Origin of the sequence: Krasilnikovia cinnamomea, assembly GCF_004217545.1 — a bacterium.
GTDB classification, from domain to species: Bacteria; Actinomycetota; Actinomycetes; order Mycobacteriales; family Micromonosporaceae; genus Actinoplanes; species Actinoplanes cinnamomeus.
The window spans coordinates 5,268,739-5,286,543 of sequence record NZ_SHKY01000001.1 but is presented as its reverse complement, the minus strand read 5'-3'; the positions used below and the strand labels follow the sequence as shown (position 1 = coordinate 5,286,543).

Genomic DNA, 17,805 nt, shown 5'->3' with positions numbered 1-17,805 from the left:
TCGTGACCCGCAAATATGGACGATGGTCGGTTTATTGACGCCAGGTTAAGGCGCATCGACGGCCAGCACTCCATCCCGATTGGGATATACCGCCGGGATCGTCCCCGGGCCCCGGCGCTGCACCTCGGCCGAACGGCCGGTGCTGGTTAGGATCAACGGACTGCGTCGGCCCTATGGCCCTCGGGCCACACCCGCAATACTCTCGGGTAACACGGCTGTTACGTTGCAACCGTTTCATCTCATACCGGCATGAAGGCGGCGCCCGATGGCACTCGACGTTCCCTACCGGTCGATCCCGGCCATGTTTCTGCACCGGGTGGAGGCCACCCCGGACAAGCAGGCGTTCGCCGGACCCGACGCGGATGACACCGGCATGGAGTGGCTGACCTGGGCGCAGGTCAAAGACAAGGCCTTCGCGCTGGCCGCCGGGTTCGCCGAACTCGGCGTGGGCCTGGAGGACCGGGTCTCGATCCTGTCCAACACCCGCCTCGAATGGATCCTGGCGGACCTCGCCGTCAACTGCGCCGGCGGGGCGACCACCACCGTCTACCCCACCACCGAGCCCGAGGACGCGACGTTCATCATCGCCGACTCGGGCTCGAAGGTTCTGGTCGCCGAGAACCCCCAGCAGGCGCTCAAGATCTCCGGGGCCAGCACCTCGGTCACCCACGTCGTACTCATCGACGGCCTCGCCGACGCCGAAGCCGAGCCGCCCCAGCTCACGCTCGCCGACCTGGAGGAACGCGGCCGCGCCGCACTGGCCCGCGACCCCGGTCTCATCGACCGCGCGATCGAGGCGATCCAGCCGGAGCACGTGGCGACGCTCATCTACACCTCCGGCACGACGGGGCACCCCAAGGGCGTCGAGCTGCTGCACCGCGGCTGGACCTGGGAGGGCGTGGCGCAGGAGGAGCTCGGCCTGTACGACCCCAACGACCTGCAGTACCTCTGGCTGCCGCTGTCGCACTCGTTCGGCAAGACCATCATGTGCGGCGTCATCCACGTGGGCGTGCCGACCTATGTGGACGGCCGGGTGGACAAGCTCGTCGAGAAGCTCGCCGTCATCCGGCCGACGCTGATGGCCGCGGCCCCGCGCATCTTCGAGAAGATCTACAACAAGACCGTCACCACGGCGCTCGGCGAGGGCGGGCTGAAGGCGAAGATCTTCAGCTGGGCGCTCAAGACGGGCAAGCGCAAGGTACGGCTGGAGCAGGCCGGAAAGCCCGTCGACCGGTGGCTGCGCACCGAGTACGCGATCGCGGAGAAGCTCGTCTTCAGCAAGCTGCAGCAGCGACTCGGCGGCCGGATGCGCGTCCTGGTCTCCGGGTCGGCGCCGCTGAGCCGCGACATCGCGGAGTTCTTCGCCGCCGCCAACCTGCCGGTCTCGGAGGGCTACGGGCTCACCGAGAGCAGCGCCGCCAACTTCGTCAACCGGGTGGGCGAACTGAAGATCGGCACGGTGGGCAAGCCGCTCGGTGACCTGGAGGTCCGCATCGACACCGACGGCGAGATCCTGCTGCGCGGCGCCCCGGTCATGCGCGGCTACCACAACCTGCCGAAGGAGACCGCGGAGGCGTTCACCGAGGACGGCTTCTTCCGTACGGGTGACATCGGCCAGTTGGACGACGAGGGCAACCTGTCCATCACGGACCGCAAGAAGGACCTGGTCAAGACGTCCGGCGGCAAGTACATCGCACCCTCGAACATCGAGGGCATGTTCAAGGCGGTGTGCCCGTACACGTCGCAGGCGGTGGTGGTGGGCCAGGCGCGCAACTTCGTGACGATGCTGATCTCGCTGGACGAGGACGCCATCGTGGCCTGGGCCGCGGGCGGGCCGTTGGAGGGGCGCGGCTACGCCGAGATCGTCGCGGCGCCCGAGACCGAGCAGCTGATCGCGGGCTTCGTCGAGCAGCTCAACGGCAAGCTGAACCGCTGGGAGACGGTCAAGAAGTTCGCCATCCTGCCGCGTGACCTCAGCATCGAGCAGGGCGAGATCACCCCGTCGATGAAGATCAAGCGGCGCAGCGTCGAGGCGAACTTCGCCGCCGAGATCGACAAGATGTACTCGGGCTCCCTCGCCCAGATCTGAGTCCACCCAGCTCGTCCCGGGCGCGGAGCCGGTTCGCCGGATCCGCGCCCGGTTTCTCAGGCGATGACGGCGGGAGTGCCCCACGCGGGGCGGCTGGTCCGGTCGAGGTCGTGCCGGACGGCGGCGATCCGGCGTACGGCCTCGGTGAGGTCGTCAGCGGCGAGGGTGAACGGCAGCCGGACGAAGCGCTCCAGCGTCCCGTCCAGGCCGAACCGGGGCCCGGGCGCCAGCCGCACCCCCACGTCCTCGGCGGCGCGGGCGAGCGCGCTGGAGATGGGCCCGTCCAGTTCGGCCCAGAGGGTGACGCCGCCGCCCGGCACGCACACCCGCCACTCGGGCAGCAGCTCGGTGAGCGCGGCGACCAGCGCGTCGCGCCGGAACTCGAGCTGGGCCCGGCGGGCGGCCACGATGGTCTGTTCCTGGGCCAGCAGCCGCACCGCGACGAGCTGTTCGAGCACCGGGCTGGACATGTCCACCCCGACCCGCAGCGCGGCGAGGCGCTGCACCAGCGGCGCCGAGGCGCGGACCCAGCCGATCCGCAGCCCACCCCAGTACGCCTTGCTCATCCCGCCGATGGAGACCACCCGCGAGTGCCGGTCGAACACGGCGACCGGCGGGGGCATCGGCGCGCCGTCGAGCGGCAGGTCCACGAACGACTCGTCGATGACCAGCTCGGTGCCGGTCGCGTGGGCCGCACCGACCAGCCGCTCGCGCAGCCCGGCCGGCATCAGGTGACCGGTCGGGTTCTGGAACTCGGGAATCAGGTACGCCAGCCGGGGGCGGGTCTGCCGCAGCGCGCCGAGCAGCAGTTCGGCGTCCCAGCCGGTGCGCGGGTCCAGGCCGTGGGTGCTGATCCGGGCCCGCCGGGCGGACAGCGCGGCGAGCGCGTTCGGGTAGGTCGGGGACTCCACGAGCACGGGCGCCCCGGCCGGGACGGACAGCCGCAGCACCAGGTCGAGGGCCTGCTGGGTGCCGCTGGTGATGAGGATCTGCTCGGCGCTGGTGGGCACTCCGCGCGCCGCGTAGCCCTCGGCGACGGCCGCCCGCAGCTCGGCCAGCCCGGTCGGGTGGTACCCGGCGCTGCCCAGGTAGCGGGGCAGGTCGTCGGCGGCGGCGCGGGCCGCGGCCACGAGCTCGACCGGCGCCGCCGAGGCGGCCACCCCCATGTCGATCATGTCGACGTCGTCGTCGGGCGCCCACAGGCCCGAGCTGCCGACCCGGTGGCCGGTCGGCAGCGTGGTCCAGCTGCCCGCACCGCGACGGCTGGTCAGGTGCCCGGTCTCGCGCAGCGACCGGTACGCCGCCGAGACGGTGGTGCGGCTGATCCCGAGGGACTCGGCGAGTTCCCGTTCGGCGGGCAGGCGGGTCCCGAGCGGGAGCCGGCTGTCGGCCAGCAGCCCGCGGACCGCACCGGCCAACGCGTCGTAGTCGGGCCGCTTGTGGCGGCCCGGCAGCGAATGCCACTGCCCCAGCAGTCGGGCCAATTGGCCGCCGCGCACCGACGTCGTCACCGCCACCTCCGGTAAATTGGCCCTTTCAGGCCGAGCGATTGGCCCTCAGAGTGGCAGCTATGCCGACGACTGGCAACACCGATCACGTCACTATCCGCTCTCGCCCGGGCCGCCGACTGGCCCAGCTCACGGTCGGCCTGACCCTGTACGGCTTCAGCATGGCCCTCATGGTCATCTCCGGTCTCGGCCTCACCCCGTGGGACGTGTTCCACCAGGGCGTGTCGCGGGCCACCGGGATCAGCATCGGCACCGTCGTGATCCTCACCGGCATCCCGCTCCTGCTGCTGTGGATCCCGCTGCGGCAGCGGCCCGGCATCGGCACGATCGCCAACCTCGTCGTCATCGGCCTCGTCGTCGACGGCGCCCTCGCGGTGCTGCCGACCGGCGCCAGCCTGCCCGTACGCGTCGCCTACCTGGTCGCGGGCATCCTGCTCAACGGGGTCGCCACCGGGATGTACATCGGCGCACGGCTGGGCCCGGGCCCGCGCGACGGCCTGATGACCGGCATCGTCGGCCGCTTCCCCCGCCTGTCGATCCGCCTCGTGCGCACCACCATCGAGGTCCTCGTGCTGGCCACCGGCTTCCTGCTGGGCGGCACGGTCGGCCTGGGCACCCTCGCGTACGCGCTGGCCATCGGACCACTCGCCCAGGTGTTCATCCCCCGCTTCACCGTGCCGGAGACCGGCCGCGCCAGGATCGCCGCCCCGGCAGCCTGATCAACCGCGCGGATCACCCAATGGCGGCAAGTGCGGTATACCCCCGCAGAGGGGTATCAGCGGGCCAGTCGGTGGCGTAGTTTGAGGAATGGCTGACCCCCTATCGCACTGACACCCGGTTGGCGCTGCCGGACCAGCGGGGGATCCGGCGCGTCGGCGGTGTCCGAGAGGCTGGATGTCGTGGCGGAGCCCTTTCGCGCCGACGTGTGCTCGACTCGACGTGACGGCGCGGTGCTGCACGTTACGGGCGACATCGACCAGGGGAACTGGGTCGATGTCGCCGACCGGATCGCCGCCGAGGTCCGCGCCGGAGTGCTCCACCTGGACCTGACCCGGGTGAGCTTCTTCGGCGCGGCCGGCGTCCGGGCGGTGATGCACGGCCGCGACGCCGTGCCCCCCGGCGTGACTCTCCAGGTGAGCTGCGCACCGATGGCGTTCCGGGCGATGCAGATCTGCGGGCTGCTCACCAGCGACCGGCTGCGGGTCACGCCGGCGGCGGACGGGGACGCACAGCCGGAGGCCGGAGCATGACCACGTGGCCGGACCTGCCGGACAGGGAGATCGCCGAACCGCTCGACAACGCGTACGAGCACGCCGCGCTGATCATCGACTCGGACGACGCCCTGCGCGCCCGGCTCGTACCGGTCCTGGCCGACCTCCTCGCCCGGGGGACGGCGGTCCTGATGGTCGTCAGCGCCAAGGTGGAACTCCTCGTGCGGACCGAGTTCGGCGCGCTGAGCGACCAGCTGCAATGGAGCGACAGGAGCTCGTTCTACCAGCGGCTGGGCTTCGCGTACGAGGAGTTCCGGCGCTACACGGCCGAGCAGTACGCGCAGGGCCGGCGCGTGCACATCATCGCCGAGCCCGACATCACCACCGAGATCGATCCGAGCAGCCCGGTCGACCGCGCCGCCGAATACCTGTCCTACGAGGTGGTCTACAACGACGTCATCGCCCCGTACGACTGTCCACTTACCTGCGTCTGGGATGCCCGCCGCCACTCGACGCTGATCATCGAGAACGTACGCCTGCTGCACAACCACGAGATCATCGACGGCGGGACGCTGGTACCCGTCCAGCACGTGCCCGCCCTCGACTACCTCGCCCACCGCAACGAGATCCCGTTGTCGACGCCACCGGCCGCCACCGACCTGGACCTGACCCTGTCCAGCCTCGGCGAGATCGGCCCGGTACACACCGCCGTGCGGTCCTGGGCCGGGCAGCAGGCCTTCTCCGACACCGCGGCCGTCGACATCGTCCTCGCGGTCGCCGAGGTGGCCACCAACGGCATCGTCCACGGCGACGCCCCCGTCCGCGTGCGCGCCTGGCGGCACGCGAACACCCTCGTCGTCCAGGTCGACGACGCGGGCGGGCGTCCCCTGCCGCCCATCGCCGGGTACCTCTCGCCGGATGGGGATCCCGGCGCGGGGCGCGGCATGTGGCTGGCCCGGCAACTCGCGGACGTCGTCAAGGTGCACACCGCCGGCGGCGTCACCTCGGTCCGGCTGCACTTTCCGCACGACGTGACGCACCACTTCCCCGTCCACTGACAGAGAGGGGCCCGTCCAGGGGGCGGTAGCCGACGCCGGCCCGGTCGAGGCGGGGCAGGTGGCCGTCGAGGCGCCGCCGGAAGTCGGCGAAGTCGCCGCCGGGACCGGTCCAGCCGAGCTCGGCGAGCGCCGCGAGGCGCGGGAACGCCCGGTACTCGACGAGTTCCGGGGTCGGCAGGTACTCGCTCCACAGTTGCCCCTGCACACCCAGCAGCCGCCCGGGGCCGGGCTCCGGCGGGCGGTAGCCGTACACCTTGGGCAGCGGGGTGCCGAGCCGCGCCGCGACCGGCTCGCCGGGCGCCCGCGGGTCGTCGGTCTCGGCGTAGTCCAGGTAGGTGTGGGTATGCGGGCAGGCGACCACCTCGTGCCCGGCGGCCAGGGCAGCGGCGGCGTGTTCCTGGCCGCGCCAGCCGAAGACCACCGCGTCCGCCGGGGCGCCGGACTCCAGCAGCTCGTCCCACACCCCCACGCGGCGCCCGTGCCCGGCCAGGTGGGTGGCCAGCTCGGCGGCGTACCAGCGCTGCAGATCACCCACCCCGGCCAGGCCCAGCTCCGCGACCCGGGCCAGCGCCGCCGGGCTGGCCCGCCACTCGTCGGTCGGGCACTCGTCGCCGCCGATGTGCACGATCTCGGACGGGAACACGTCCACCAGCTCGTCGAGGATGTGCCGCACCACCTCCAGGGTGGCCGCGGACGGGTTGAGCACATGCGACGAGATGCCCCACGCGGTGCGTACCGGCAGCCGCCGGCCGGGGTCGTTGCCCAGCTCCGGGTACGCGGCCAGCGCGGCCTGGACGTGACCGGGCAGATCCACCTCGGGCACGATCCGCACCCCGCGCCGGGCCGCGTACCCGACGAGGTCGCGCAGCTCCCGCTGGGTGTACCAGCCGCCGTGCGGGGCACCGTCGAAGCGCCGCTCGCGGGAATGCCCGGCCGGGCTCTGCGCGCGCACGCCACCCACCTCGGTCAGCCGGGGATAGCGCCGTACCTCGAAGCGCCAGCCCTGGTCGTCGGTCAGGTGCAGGTGCAGCACGTTGAGCTTGTGGGCCGCCATCAGGTCGACGAAGCGCCGCACGAACGGCATCGGATGCGCCCACCGGGCCACGTCCAGCAGGGCACCCCGCCACGGATGGGCGGGCCCGTCGACGATGTCGACCACCGGCAGCGCCCAGACGACCCCGGGCGCCGGGCCGGCCCCGTACGCCTCGGCGGGCAGCAGCTGGCGCAACGTCTGGACCGCCCAGCGCAACCCGGCCTCGGTGTGCGCCCGGACGGTGACCCCCTGGGGAGTGACACTCATCCGGTACCCCTCGGCGCCCAGCCCCGGATCGTCGTCCAGGGCGAACCGCAGCCCGCCCGCGCCCGGCGGCAGCGGCAGGCCCGTGGGCTGGCCGAGCAGCTCACGCAGCAGGTCCGCGACCGCGGGCGGGGCATCGACCCGGGTCGTTTCGGTGAGGACGAACCGCCCGGCGGACCGGGCGGCGTGGCGGGCGGCCGGGACCAGCATCTGATCACCCAACCACATTCGCTTCCCGGCAAGGCACGCAGACGGCATCATTGCGGCATGGGGGCTGGCGGATGGCGGTGGAACGACGCGTGGATCTTCGTCGCCGTGGTCATCGCCGCGCGGCTGGAACGCGACCGGGCGTTGCACGCGGCGCTGCCCGTGACCGGCGCGAGCCTGGCGGACGTGCTGGCCGCGGCGGACTTCCTGCACCACAGCGTGCCGAGCCGGGCCGAGCTGGAGGAGTCCGTAGGCCGGCTGGCCGGGGCGGAACTGATCACTGTGGACGACGACCTGGTCGAGGTGGCCCCGGCGGGCGAGCAGCTGTGGCGTACCCGGCCGTTCAGCGGCCTGTCGTCGGCCGTGGTGACCATGCAGACCCAGCTGAACCGGGCCAGCCGCCCCGGCGACGGCGGCTGGACCCTGGCCGAGGCCACCTACCAGTCCGCCGTCCGCGAGTACGCGCTGCGCCTGGCCGACGGCCGCTGACGTCGCGCCGCTCCTAGTGGCCGAACGTGTTCAGCAGGCGGTCCATCCAGGGCTGGCGGGGGGCCGGGTCGGGCCCGACCACGCGCATGGCGCCCAGGCAGGTGAGCAGCATGCCTTTCGCGAAGAAGTCGCGTAGCTCGTCGTCGGTCGCGCCGGTCAGCTCGCGCACCGTCTCGTAGATCCGGCCGAAGCAGGCGCGCACCGGCTCGCCGACGGCCGGGTCCGCGCTGGCCGTGAACCCGTGCAGCAGCATGGTGATCACCTCCCGCTCGGCCAGCAGTTCGTCGTACGCCTGACCCAGGCTCGCCAGGGTCGGCTCGCGCCGCGCCGCCTCGCGGAACTTCGCCTCGATCCGGTCGCCCGCGTGGTTGACCGCCGTCAGGAACAACTCCTGCTTGGTGCCGAAGAGCCGGATCACGTACGGCTGCGAGACGCCCGCGAGGCGGGCCACCTGATCGGTGGTCGTGCCCGCGTAGCCGCCGTGGCTGAACGCGGTGACGGCGGCCGCCACGAACTGCTCGTGGCGCTCCTCGGCGGTACGGCGGGTGCGGGACATGTTGACAGGTTATCAGTCAATAACTAACGTGGCCCCCCTGTAGTTATCAGTGGATAACAACTTTTCGGAGAACTCTCATGACCACCACCACCGCACCCCCGCCGGCCCCGCCCGCGGCGCGCCGCGCCACCCGACCGCTGGGCGCCGTACTCGCCGCCGTGGGCATTCCGATCTTCATGGTCACGCTCGACAACCTGGTCGTGAGCACGGCGCTCCCGGTCATCCGCACCGAGCTGGACGCGTCCCTCACCGACCTGCAGTGGTTCGTGAACGCGTACACCCTGCCGTTCGCCGCGTTCCTGCTCACCGCGGCCGCGCTCGGCGACCGCATCGGCCGGCGCCGGATGTTTCTGGCGGGCATCGCCGTCTTCACGCTGGCGTCGGCCGCCGCCGCCCTGGCCACCGCCCCCTGGCAGCTGACCGCGGCCCGGGCGGTGCAGGGCCTCGGCGCGGCCGCCGTGGCACCACTGTCGCTGACCCTGCTGGCGCAGGCCGTCCCCGACCGTCTGCGCACCGCCGCCGTGGGCATCTGGGGCGGCATCAGCGGCCTCGGCGTCGCGGTCGGCCCCGTCGTCGGCGGCGCCGTGGTCGAGGGCCTCGACTGGCACTGGATCTTCTGGCTCAACGTGCCCGTCGGCGTCGTGGCCGTGGTCCTGGCCGTCACCGTCCTCGACGAGTCGCGCGGCGGCGCCCGCAAGCTCGACCCGCTCGGCCTGCTGCTCTCCGCGGGCGGCATGCTGCTGCTCGTCTGGGGCGTGGTCGACGGCCCCGACCACGGCTGGACCTCCGCCCGCGTCCTGGCCATGCTGACCTGCGGCGCCGCCCTGATCGCCCTGTTCATCGCCTGGCAGGCGCGCAACCGCACCCCGATGCTGCCGCTCAGCCTGTTCCGCTCCCGAGGCTTCAGCCTGGTCAACATCGTCACGCTGACGTTCTCGGCCGGCGCGTTCGGCGCGGTGTTCCTGCTCGCCCAGTTCTTCCAGGTGGTGCAGGGCCTGAGCCCGCTGGACTCCGGGCTGCGTACCCTGCCGTGGACGATGGCCCCCATGGTGGTGGCGCCCCTGGCGGGCGTCTTCGGCGACCGCGTCGGTCCGCGGAACCTCATCGTCGCCGGCCAGGTCCTGCTGGCCGGGGCCCTGCTCTGGATCGGCCTAGCCTCCTCCCCCACCGTCACCTACGGCGACCTGGTGGCCGCCTTCGTCATGGCCGGCGTCGGCATGGGCCTGACCTTCGCCCCGATCAGCACGGTGGCCCTGGCCAGCGTCACCGAGCAGCAGCGGGGCGTGGCCTCGGGCGCCAACAACACGATCCGCGAGCTGGGTGTCGCCGCCGGGGTGGCGGCCCTGGCCTCGGTCTTCAGCTCGTACGGCGGCTACGCCACCCACCAGAGCTTCGTGGACGGTCTGGTCCCGGCGGTCCTGGTGGGAGCGGCCATCGTCGCGGTCGGCGCGGTGATCGCCGGGTGGCTTCCCCGCCGCCACGGCGCGACACCGCCCGGGCGCAGCTGAGGGCCGCCGGGCCGCGGGCTAGCGGACCGGGTTGCCCGCGGCCCGCAGGCCGTCCTTGACCTCGCCGATGGTGAGCTCTCCGAAGTGGAACACGCTGGCCGCCAGCACCGCGTCGGCCCCCGCCGCGACCGCCGGGGGGAAGTGTGCGGCCGTACCCGCCCCACCGCTGGCGATCACCGGGATGTCGACCACCGCCCGGACCGCCGCGATCAGCTCCAGGTCGAAGCCCGCCTTGGTGCCGTCGGAGTCCATCGAGTTGAGCAGGATCTCCCCCGCACCCAGCTCCGCCACCCGCCGCGCCCACCACACCGCGTCCAGGCCCGCGCTGCGGCGCCCGCCGTGGGTGGTGACCTCCCAGCCGCTGTCGGTGCCCGGCGCGCGCCGCACGTCCAGGGAGAGCACCAGCACCTGGTTGCCGAACCGGTCCGCGATCTCGGAGATCAGCTCCGGCCGGGCGATGGCCGCCGTGTTGACACCCACCTTGTCCGCGCCCGCGCGCAGCAGGGTGTCGACGTTGTCCGCCGAACGCACCCCGCCGCCGACCGTGAGCGGGATGAACACCGACTCGGCGGTGCGCCGGACCACGTCGAGCATGGTGGCCCGCTCGTCGGAGGAGGCGGTCACGTCGAGGAACGTCAGCTCGTCCGCGCCCTGCGCGTCGTACGCGGCGGCCAGCTCCACCGGGTCACCCGCGTCCCGCAGGTCCACGAAGTTGACGCCCTTGACCACCCGGCCCGCGTCCACGTCGAGGCAGGGAATGACCCGTACCGCCACCGTCACGGCGCCTCCCCTTCCGGCCGGGCCAGCGCCTCGACCTCCACCTCGACCAGCATGTCCGGGTGCAGCAGCGCCGCCACCACCACGAGCGTCGTGGCGGGCCGGACCTCGGCGAACAACTCGCCGTGCGCCAGCCCCACCGGTTCGGCGTGCGCGGTGTCGGTGACGTACATGCGGGTGCGGACCACGTCCTCGATCGACGCGCCCGCCTCCGCGAGCGCGTCCAGCGCGATCCGGAACGCGGTGAGCGTCTGCGCGCCCGGGTCGCCGACCCACTGCACCACCCCGCCCACGGTGGCGGTGCAGCCCGCGGTGACCACCCGGTCCCCGGCGCGCACCGCGCGGGAGTACCCGTACGCCTGCTCCCACCGGCCGCCGGAGCCGTACCGGGCGATCATGCGGCGGCCAGGGTGGTCAGGGCCTCGCGGACCGTGAACGCCCCCGCGTACAGGGCCTTGCCGGCGATCACACCCTCCACCCCGATGGGCTCCAGGGTGGCCAGGGCGCGCAGGTCGTCGAGGGTGGACACCCCGCCACTGGCGATGACCGGCGCGTCCGTGGCGTCGCACACCTCGCGCAGCAGGTCGAGGTTCGGCCCGCGCATCGTGCCGTCCTTGGTGATGTCCGTGACGACGTAACGGGCCGCCCCGGCCTTGTCGAGCCGTGCGAGAACGTCGTACAGGTCACCGCCGTCGCGGGTCCAGCCCCGCGCGGACAGCGTCCGGCCGCGCACGTCGAGGCCGATCGCCACCCGGTCGCCGTACTCGCCGCAGATCCGGTCGCACCACTCGGGGTCCTCCAGGGCGGCCGTGCCGATGTTGACCCGGGCGGCGCCCGTGGCCAGCGCCCGGCGCAGCGACTCGTCGTCGCGGATGCCGCCGGACAGCTCCACGTTCACGTCGAGGCGGCCGACCACGTCGGCCAGCAGCCCGGCGTTGGAGCCACGGCCGAACGCGGCGTCCAGATCGACCAGATGCACCCAGGTCGCCCCGTCGTTCTGCCAGGCCAGCGCCGCGTCGAGAGGGTCGCCGTAGCTGGTCTCGGAGCCGGCGGCGCCCTGCACGAGGCGGACGGCCTGGCCGTCGGCGACGTCGACGGCGGGCAGCAGGGTCAGGGTCACGGTGTTGTCTCCTAGGAACGGCGCCCGAGTACGAGGACCACGAGGGCGGGCAGGACGAGGACGATCAGGGCGGTCAGGGCCACGCGGAGCGCGATCCCGGGCACCAGCACCCAGACCGCGACCGCGGCGGCCAGGGGCACCAGCAGGATGCCGGTACGTTCGGCGCGGCTGCGCCGGTGCAGCCGGCCGGTGCCGCGCCGGCGCGGAGTGAGGGCGCGCTGCACCGCCTGCCGCCGCTGCCGTCGGGCCACCCGGCGCGCCCGGCTGGCCTTCTGTTTCTCCGCGACGGCGAGCCGGGCGGCCCGCCGCCGGGCCCGCTCCTTACTCACTCACGGACCTTACTCACTCAGGGGCCTTGCTCGCCGGGCGAACCGAGCGTCGACACCCAGTTGCGCAGCAGCGCGAAGCCCGCGTCCGCGGACTTCTCCGGATGGAACTGGGCGGCGGACAGGACGCCGTGCTCGACGACCGCCGCGAACGGCGCGTCGTGCACGGCCGTGGTGACCAGCGCACCCACGTCGCGCAGCGCGTCCAGGTCACCGGCCGCGTACGAGTGGACGAAGTAGAAGCGGGTGTCCGGCCCGGCATCCGCGACCAGCCGGGAACCCGGGGCGGCGGCGACCGTGTTCCAGCCCATGTGCGGGATCCGCCGCGCGGCCAGCCGGGTCACCGCGCCGGGCAGCAACCCCAGCCCCTTGGTCTCCACGCCGTGCTCGACGCCGGAGTCGAAGAGGATCTGCATGCCCACGCAGATGCCCAGGACCGGGCGCCCGGCGGCGACCCGTTCGGCGATGACCGGCCCGGCGCCGAGCGCCTCGATGCCCGCCATGCACGCCGCGTACGCGCCGACCCCCGGCACCACCAGCCCGTCCGCGTCCGCGGCGGCCGCCAGGTCGGCCGTGACCGTCACCTCGGCCCCGGTACGGGCCAGCGCCCGCTCGGCGGAGCGCAGATTGCCCGAGCCGTAGTCGAGCACCACCACGGAGGCCATCAGCTCTCCCCCGGGATGAGCCAGGCCACGCCACCCGCGGCGGCCAGCGCCGCCAGCACGGCGACGACGGCGATGCTGAACTTCGTGGCGCCCTGGCGTACCAGCGAGATGACGCCGCCGACCAGGATGCCCGCGAGGGCGAACAGCGCGATCGCCATCACAGCACGCCCTTGGTGGACGGCAGCGCCCCGGCGTTGCGCGGGTCGATCTCGACGGCCTCGCGCAGCGCCCGGGAGAACGCCTTGAACTGCGCCTCCACCACGTGGTGGGCGTCGGGGTGGCCGCCCTCGCGGGCCGCCCGCAGGACACTGACGTGCAGGGTCACCCTCGCGGCGTGGCCGAAGGACTCGAAGATGTGCCGGGTCATGCTCGTCGGGTACACCGGCCCGATGTACGGGGCGAGCGCCGGCTCCTCGTGCACCACGTACGGCCGCCCGGACAGGTCCACCGCGGCGCGGCACAGCACCTCGTCCATGGGGATCGTGGCCGAGCCGTACCGTCGGATCCCGGCCTTGTCGCCGAGCGCGGCGGCGAACGCCTCGCCCAGCGCGATCGCCGTGTCCTCCATGGTGTGATGCGCGTCGATCTCCAGATCGCCCTCGGTGCGTACGGTCAGGTCGAAGCCGCCGTGCTTGGCGAGCTGGTTGAGCATGTGGTCGTAGAAACCGACCCCGGTGCTCAGCTCCCCCTGACCGGTGCCGTCGAGATCGATCTCGACGAGGACCTTGGTCTCCTTGGTGACGCGTTCGATGCGGGCGGTACGGCTCATGCCTCGGTCTCCATCACAGCCTTGTCCATCGCGGACAGGAACGCGTCGGTCTCGGACTCGGTACCCGCGGTCACCCGCAGCCAGCCGGGCAGCCCGACGTCGCGGACGAGCACCCCGTGCTCCAACAGCCGCCGCCACGCCGCCTGCTGGTCGCCGCCCACCTCGAACAGCACGAAGTTCGCGTCGCTGTCCGCGACCCGCACGCCGCGCCCGCGCAGCGTGGCCACGATCCGGTCGCGCTGCTGCTTGATCGCGTCGACCGTGTCCAGCAGTGCCGCGCGGTGCGCCAGCGCGGCGCGGGCGGCGGCCTGGGTGAGCGCGGAGAGGTGGTACGGCAGCCGCACCAGCTGCACCGCGTCGACCACGGCCGGGTCGGCGGCCAGGTAGCCGAGCCGGCCACCGGCGAACCCGAACGCCTTGCTCATGGTGCGGGTGACCACCAGGCGCGGGTGCCCGGGCAGCAGGGCCAGCGCGCTGGGGGTGCCGGGGCGGGCGAACTCCGCGTACGCCTCGTCCACCACCACCATCCCCCGGGCCTCCGCCAGCACCGCGTCGACGACCGCGGGGTCGAGCGCCGTGCCCGTGGGGTTGTTCGGTGAGCACAGGAACACCAGGTCGGGGTCGTGCTCGGCGAGCTGGGCCACCGCCGACTCCGGCGTGAGCCCGAAGTCCGGGTCGCGCAGCGCGCCGACCCAGCGGCTGCCGGTGCCCGCGGCCAGCAGCGGGTGCATCGAGTACGACGGTCCGAAGCCCAGCGCGGTGCGCCCCGGCCCGGCGAACGCCTGCAGCAGCTGCTGCTGGACCTCGTTGGAGCCGTTGGCGGCCCACACGTGCGCCGCGCTCAGCCCGTGGCCCAGGTAGGCGGCCAGGTCGGTACGCAACGCGACCGCGTCGCGGTCCGGGTAGCGGTTCAGGTCGCGCAGCTCCGCCTGCACCGCCTTGGCGATGGCGTCCACCACCGCGTCCGGCACCGGGTACGAGTTCTCGTTGGTGTTCAGCCGCACCGCCACGTCGAGCTGCGGCGCGCCGTACGGGCTGCGGCCCCGCAGGTCGTCGCGGATCGGCAGATCATCGATCGTGGTCACGCCCGGTCGCTCCCGTCCGACCGCCCAGAGTCGGGCTGAAAACGAGCCTTGACGGCGTCGCCGTGCGCGGGCAGGTCCTCCGCGTTGGCGAGCGCCACCACGTGCCCGGCGACGTCGCGCAGCGCCGCCTCGTCGTACTCGACGACGTGGATGCCGCGCAGGAACGACTGCACCGACAGCCCCGAGGAGTGCCTGGCGCAACCGCCGGTGGGCAGCACGTGGTTGGAACCGGCCGCGTAGTCGCCCAGCGACACGGGCGAGAACGCCCCGACGAAGATCGCACCGGCGTTGCGGACCCGCATCGCGACCGTGCGGGCGTCCCGGGTCTGGATCTCCAGGTGCTCCGCCGCGTACGCGTCCACCACGCGCAGGCCCTGCTCCAGGTCGTCGACCAGCACCACGCCGGACTGCACGCCGGTCAGCGCCTCGCGTACCCGGGCCTCGTGCTTGGTGGCCGCGACCTGGCGGCCCAGCTCGGCCTCGACCGCGTCGAGCAGGGGGGTCGACTCGGTGACCAGGACGCTGGCCGCGAGCGGGTCGTGCTCGGCCTGGCTGATCAGGTCGGCGGCGACGTGCGCCGGGTCGGCGGTGTCGTCGGCCAGGATCGCGATCTCGGTCGGCCCCGCCTCGGCGTCGATGCCGACGACGCCGCGCAGCAGCCGCTTCGCCGCGGTCACCCAGATGTTGCCCGGCCCGGTGATGACGTCCACCGGCTCGCAGCGGTCCGACTCGTCCGCGCCCGTGCAGCCGTAGCCGAGCATCGCGACCGCCTGGGCGCCGCCGACCGCGTACACCTCGTCGACGCCGAGCAGCGCGCAAGCCGCCAGCACCCGGGCGTCGGGCAGGCCGCCGTTGTCCGGCTGTGGCGGGCTCGCCACCACCAGGCTCTCGACGCCCGCCTCCTGGGCGGGGACGACGTTCATCACCACGGTCGACGGGTAGACCGCCAGGCCGCCCGGCACGTACAGGCCGACCCGGGACACCGGCACCCAGCGTTCGGTCACCGTGCCGCCGGGCACCACCTGGGTGGTGACATCCGTACGGCGCTGGTCGGCGTGCACCTTGCGGGCCCGGGCGATGGCCTCCAGCAGGGCGGCGCGCACGTCCGGGTCGAGGCCGTCCGCGGCCGCGGCGATCGCGGGAGCGGGCACCCGCAACCGCTCCAGGCGTACGCCGTCGAAGCGCTCCGTGGCCTCCCGGATCGCCGGGAACCCATGCTCGCGGACCGCCTCGACGACCGGGCGGATCTTCTCCACCGCGACGGAGACGTCGAGCTGGGCTCGGGGCAGCAGGCCGCGCGGGTCCCGCCGGGAGCCGCGCAGGTCAATCCGGTTCAACACGGACCCCAGTCTAGGCCGGGCGCCACGCGCGGGACCGGTGGCATTCCAGGGCGTGGGACCGCCCCGCCACGGCCACCGCAGACCCGTGGCCGGCCCCGTCGAATGCTCGGCCGACGCTTCGCGGCTTTTGCGGCGACGACCCGCGAAGATCACCCCCCGGCCCGCGCGTGTCGCCGCACCGGGCGGATACGCTCGCACCGTGGGCACGATTCTGCCGGTCTTTCCGCTGGGCACGGTCCTTTTCCCCGGCCTCGTGCTGCCGCTGCACATCTTCGAGGAGCGGTATCGCGTGCTGGTCCGTGAGCTGGTGGCGGCCACCGGCGACGGACCGCAGGAGTTCGGCGTGGTGACGCTGCGCCGTGGCTGGGAGACCCCGCAGGCGTCCGTCGAGGACGATGGCGAACCCTTCGTGGACGAGGAGCCGGTCACCGCGGCCCACCTGTTCGACGTCGGCTGCACCGCCGAACTGCGTCAGGTCACCGAGCTGCCGGACGGCCGGTTCGACATCGTGACCGTGGGCCGGCGCCGGTTCCGGGTGCTCAGCGTCGAGGCCGACGCGCATCCGTACCTGACCGCCGAGGTGGAGTGGCTGCCCGACGAGGAGCGGGCCGACGCGGCGGCGGACGCGCTCGCCCCCCGCGTGCTGGCCGCCCTGCGGACGTACCTGGACCTGCTGCGGCCCGAGTCGGAGGTGCTGGAGCAGGTGCCGGACGACCCGACCGTGCTGTCGCACCTGGTCGCGGCGACCGCCCAGCTGACCCTGGAGGAACGGCAGGATCTGCTGGCGGCGCCGGACACGACCACCCGGCTGCGCGCCGAGCTGCGCCTGCTCAACCGGGAAGCGGGGTTGCTGGCCCGGGTGCGCGCGGTTCCCGTACCGCTGTCGGACCTCGCCCGTCCCGCCAGCCCCAACTGACCCACGGCGTCTGGTCGCCTCGGTGCATCAGGGGTGAGGGGGACCGGCGCCCGGGTGGTGCGGCGGCAGATCACCGGCGGGCGCGGAGAGATACGGCGGCGGCGTCCCGTGGCCCGGTTCGGGCCCGGACAGGTACGGCGGCATGCCGTGGCCCGGTCCGGGGCGGGCACCGGGGCGCTGCAGGTCCGGGTCGCTCGCCCAGCCCGCCATCAGGGTCAGCACGATGACCGCGACGAACGCGGGCACCAGCAGCGTGCCGAACGCGTGCAGGTCCGGTGGCGCGGCGTAGGTGGCCCCGGGCGCCGACGACTCCCGCCACTGCTGGTACGCGTGCAGGCCCACCTCCCGGCCCACCGCCCACGCCGTCACGGCCGCGCCGAGCGCCCCCACGGTCACCCCCAGCAACAGCACGGGCCCGCGGTACCGGCGCAGCACCAGCCACGCGGTGATCGCCACGACCAGGCCGAACGCGCACCCGAGGATGGCGAACCAGCCGTCCGCGGCGATGTACTCCTCCGGCGACGGGTCGTTGACCACGATGCCGGGCGCCCCGGCGTTGAGCACCGGAACGGACGGGGCCAGCCAGGTCCAGATCAGGCCCAGCGGCACCCCGGCCAGCGCGACCACGAGCGCGGTCAGGGCACCCACCGAGACGGTACGGCGCCACGGCCGGGGCGCGGGCGGTGGCGGCTGTGGCGTCTCCCAGCCGCCGACCGGCCCCGCCGGGTCCACGGGCGCAACGTCGAGGGGCGGTATCAGGTACGACGGCTCCACGCGGGGCGGGGAAGGCGGGTACGACCTGTCCGCGCCCTGCGGCGCAGCCGGGTGCGGCGGCTCAACGCCATGCGGCGACGCCGGCTCCTGACTGGGGTTCACCCCCCGAT

Annotated in this window: 20 protein-coding genes; 7 read left to right on the top strand and 13 right to left on the bottom strand. The window is 73.4% G+C overall.

What is annotated here, in order from left to right; all coding sequences use genetic code 11:
- Window positions 1-265 precede the first annotated feature (265 nt).
- Window positions 266-2,089 carry an AMP-dependent synthetase/ligase gene (locus tag EV385_RS24200; protein ID WP_130511536.1) on the top strand — a complete coding sequence of 608 codons (1,824 nt, stop codon included), beginning with the start codon at window positions 266-268 and terminating at the stop codon, window positions 2,087-2,089.
- Window positions 2,090-2,145: 56 nt separating this feature from the next.
- Here EV385_RS24200 and yczR read toward each other — a convergent pair whose 3' ends face one another.
- Window positions 2,146-3,600: a MocR-like transcription factor YczR gene (gene yczR, locus EV385_RS24195; RefSeq protein WP_130511535.1), complete on the bottom strand. Its 1,455-nt coding sequence runs from the start codon at window positions 3,598-3,600 to the stop codon at window positions 2,146-2,148.
- 59 nt (window positions 3,601-3,659) lie between these two features.
- On the opposite strand from yczR, the gene yczE reads away from it, so the two are divergent.
- The 3 genes from yczE to EV385_RS24180 all read left to right on the top strand — a co-directional run bounded on the left by yczE (window position 3,660) and on the right by EV385_RS24180 (window position 5,866).
- Window positions 3,660-4,316 carry a membrane protein YczE gene (gene yczE, locus EV385_RS24190; protein WP_130511534.1) on the top strand — a complete coding sequence of 219 codons (657 nt, stop codon included), beginning with the start codon at window positions 3,660-3,662 and terminating at the stop codon, window positions 4,314-4,316.
- 180 nt (window positions 4,317-4,496) lie between these two features.
- Window positions 4,497-4,847: an STAS domain-containing protein gene (locus tag EV385_RS24185; protein ID WP_130511533.1), complete on the top strand. Its 351-nt coding sequence runs from the start codon at window positions 4,497-4,499 to the stop codon at window positions 4,845-4,847.
- Window positions 4,844-5,866: an ATP-binding protein gene (locus EV385_RS24180; protein WP_130511532.1), complete on the top strand. Its 1,023-nt coding sequence runs from the start codon at window positions 4,844-4,846 to the stop codon at window positions 5,864-5,866. The genes EV385_RS24185 and EV385_RS24180 overlap by 4 nt, the downstream gene beginning before the upstream one ends.
- On the opposite strand, the gene EV385_RS24175 is transcribed toward EV385_RS24180, so the two are convergent.
- Window positions 5,808-7,373, bottom strand: coding sequence for a beta-N-acetylhexosaminidase (locus EV385_RS24175; RefSeq protein WP_165449574.1), 1,566 nt, complete (start codon window positions 7,371-7,373; stop codon window positions 5,808-5,810). The genes EV385_RS24180 and EV385_RS24175 overlap by 59 nt on opposite strands.
- Window positions 7,374-7,430: 57 nt before the next feature.
- Between EV385_RS24175 and EV385_RS24170 the strand changes: the two genes are divergently transcribed.
- Window positions 7,431-7,859, top strand: coding sequence for a hypothetical protein (locus EV385_RS24170; protein ID WP_130511530.1), 429 nt, complete (start codon window positions 7,431-7,433; stop codon window positions 7,857-7,859).
- A gap of 13 nt (window positions 7,860-7,872) precedes the next feature.
- Here EV385_RS24170 and EV385_RS24165 read toward each other — a convergent pair whose 3' ends face one another.
- The gene (locus tag EV385_RS24165; protein WP_130511529.1) at window positions 7,873-8,415 is read right to left on the bottom strand and encodes a TetR/AcrR family transcriptional regulator; all 543 of its coding nucleotides are present in this window, start codon (window positions 8,413-8,415) and stop codon (window positions 7,873-7,875) included.
- 77 nt (window positions 8,416-8,492) lie between these two features.
- Between EV385_RS24165 and EV385_RS24160 the strand changes: the two genes are divergently transcribed.
- Complete coding sequence (locus EV385_RS24160) at window positions 8,493-9,923, top strand: MFS transporter (RefSeq protein WP_130511528.1); 1,431 nt, start codon at window positions 8,493-8,495, stop codon at window positions 9,921-9,923.
- An 18-nt stretch (window positions 9,924-9,941) separates the two neighbouring features.
- Here the strand turns inward: EV385_RS24160 and hisF are convergent, their stop codons facing one another.
- Genes hisF through hisD form a run of 9 tightly spaced genes read right to left on the bottom strand, consistent with a single transcriptional unit; the run spans window position 9,942 to window position 16,005 of the window.
- Window positions 9,942-10,703, bottom strand: coding sequence for an imidazole glycerol phosphate synthase subunit HisF (gene hisF / locus EV385_RS24155; protein ID WP_130511527.1), 762 nt, complete (start codon window positions 10,701-10,703; stop codon window positions 9,942-9,944).
- The gene (locus EV385_RS24150; protein WP_130511526.1) at window positions 10,700-11,098 is read right to left on the bottom strand and encodes a RidA family protein; all 399 of its coding nucleotides are present in this window, start codon (window positions 11,096-11,098) and stop codon (window positions 10,700-10,702) included. The genes hisF and EV385_RS24150 overlap by 4 nt, the downstream gene beginning before the upstream one ends.
- Window positions 11,095-11,820 carry a bifunctional 1-(5-phosphoribosyl)-5-((5-phosphoribosylamino)methylideneamino)imidazole-4-carboxamide isomerase/phosphoribosylanthranilate isomerase PriA gene (priA, locus tag EV385_RS24145; protein ID WP_130511525.1) on the bottom strand — a complete coding sequence of 242 codons (726 nt, stop codon included), beginning with the start codon at window positions 11,818-11,820 and terminating at the stop codon, window positions 11,095-11,097. Before priA ends, EV385_RS24150 begins: the two co-directional genes overlap by 4 nt.
- An 11-nt stretch (window positions 11,821-11,831) precedes the next feature.
- Window positions 11,832-12,149, bottom strand: a complete 318-nt coding sequence (locus tag EV385_RS24140) for a hypothetical protein (RefSeq protein ID WP_130511524.1) — start codon at window positions 12,147-12,149, stop codon at window positions 11,832-11,834.
- Between the two features lie 17 nt (window positions 12,150-12,166).
- A complete protein-coding gene (gene hisH, locus EV385_RS24135) occupies window positions 12,167-12,811 on the bottom strand; it encodes an imidazole glycerol phosphate synthase subunit HisH (RefSeq protein WP_130511523.1) in 645 nt (214 codons plus the stop codon).
- The gene (locus EV385_RS34005) at window positions 12,811-12,969 is read right to left on the bottom strand and encodes a hypothetical protein (RefSeq protein WP_165449573.1); all 159 of its coding nucleotides are present in this window, start codon (window positions 12,967-12,969) and stop codon (window positions 12,811-12,813) included. The genes hisH and EV385_RS34005 overlap by 1 nt, the downstream gene beginning before the upstream one ends.
- On the bottom strand, window positions 12,969-13,580 hold the full coding sequence (hisB, locus tag EV385_RS24130) for an imidazoleglycerol-phosphate dehydratase HisB (RefSeq protein ID WP_130511522.1): 612 nt from the start codon (window positions 13,578-13,580) through the stop codon (window positions 12,969-12,971). Before hisB ends, EV385_RS34005 begins: the two co-directional genes overlap by 1 nt.
- Window positions 13,577-14,665, bottom strand: a complete 1,089-nt coding sequence (locus EV385_RS24125) for a histidinol-phosphate transaminase (protein ID WP_130511521.1) — start codon at window positions 14,663-14,665, stop codon at window positions 13,577-13,579. The genes hisB and EV385_RS24125 overlap by 4 nt, the downstream gene beginning before the upstream one ends.
- Window positions 14,662-16,005 (bottom strand): histidinol dehydrogenase, encoded by a 1,344-nt coding sequence (gene hisD / locus EV385_RS24120; protein WP_130511520.1) that lies wholly within the window; start codon window positions 16,003-16,005, stop codon window positions 14,662-14,664. Before hisD ends, EV385_RS24125 begins: the two co-directional genes overlap by 4 nt.
- Window positions 16,006-16,204: 199 nt before the next feature.
- Here hisD and EV385_RS24115 point away from each other — a divergent pair, with 199 nt between their 5' ends.
- Complete coding sequence (locus tag EV385_RS24115) at window positions 16,205-16,921, top strand: LON peptidase substrate-binding domain-containing protein (protein WP_130511519.1); 717 nt, start codon at window positions 16,205-16,207, stop codon at window positions 16,919-16,921.
- Window positions 16,922-16,948: 27 nt separating this feature from the next.
- Here EV385_RS24115 and EV385_RS24110 read toward each other — a convergent pair whose 3' ends face one another.
- Window positions 16,949-17,653 (bottom strand): hypothetical protein, encoded by a 705-nt coding sequence (locus tag EV385_RS24110; protein ID WP_165449572.1) that lies wholly within the window; start codon window positions 17,651-17,653, stop codon window positions 16,949-16,951.
- Window positions 17,654-17,805 lie beyond the last annotated feature (152 nt).

Coding starts and splice junctions, on each gene's coding strand:
- EV385_RS24200 (WP_130511536.1), top strand. CDS start 266: ATGGCACTCGACGTTCCCTACCGGTCGATCCCGGCCATGTTTCTGCAC.
- yczE (WP_130511534.1), top strand. CDS start 3,660: ATGCCGACGACTGGCAACACCGATCACGTCACTATCCGCTCTCGCCCG.
- EV385_RS24180 (WP_130511532.1), top strand. CDS start 4,844: ATGACCACGTGGCCGGACCTGCCGGACAGGGAGATCGCCGAACCGCTC.
- EV385_RS24175 (WP_165449574.1), bottom strand. CDS start 7,373: ATGCTGGTCCCGGCCGCCCGCCACGCCGCCCGGTCCGCCGGGCGGTTC.
- EV385_RS24170 (WP_130511530.1), top strand. CDS start 7,431: ATGGGGGCTGGCGGATGGCGGTGGAACGACGCGTGGATCTTCGTCGCC.
- EV385_RS24165 (WP_130511529.1), bottom strand. CDS start 8,415: ATGTCCCGCACCCGCCGTACCGCCGAGGAGCGCCACGAGCAGTTCGTG.
- EV385_RS24160 (WP_130511528.1), top strand. CDS start 8,493: ATGACCACCACCACCGCACCCCCGCCGGCCCCGCCCGCGGCGCGCCGC.
- EV385_RS24150 (WP_130511526.1), bottom strand. CDS start 11,098: ATGATCGCCCGGTACGGCTCCGGCGGCCGGTGGGAGCAGGCGTACGGG.
- hisH (WP_130511523.1), bottom strand. CDS start 12,811: ATGGCCTCCGTGGTGGTGCTCGACTACGGCTCGGGCAATCTGCGCTCC.
- EV385_RS34005 (WP_165449573.1), bottom strand. CDS start 12,969: ATGGCGATCGCGCTGTTCGCCCTCGCGGGCATCCTGGTCGGCGGCGTC.
- hisB (WP_130511522.1), bottom strand. CDS start 13,580: ATGAGCCGTACCGCCCGCATCGAACGCGTCACCAAGGAGACCAAGGTC.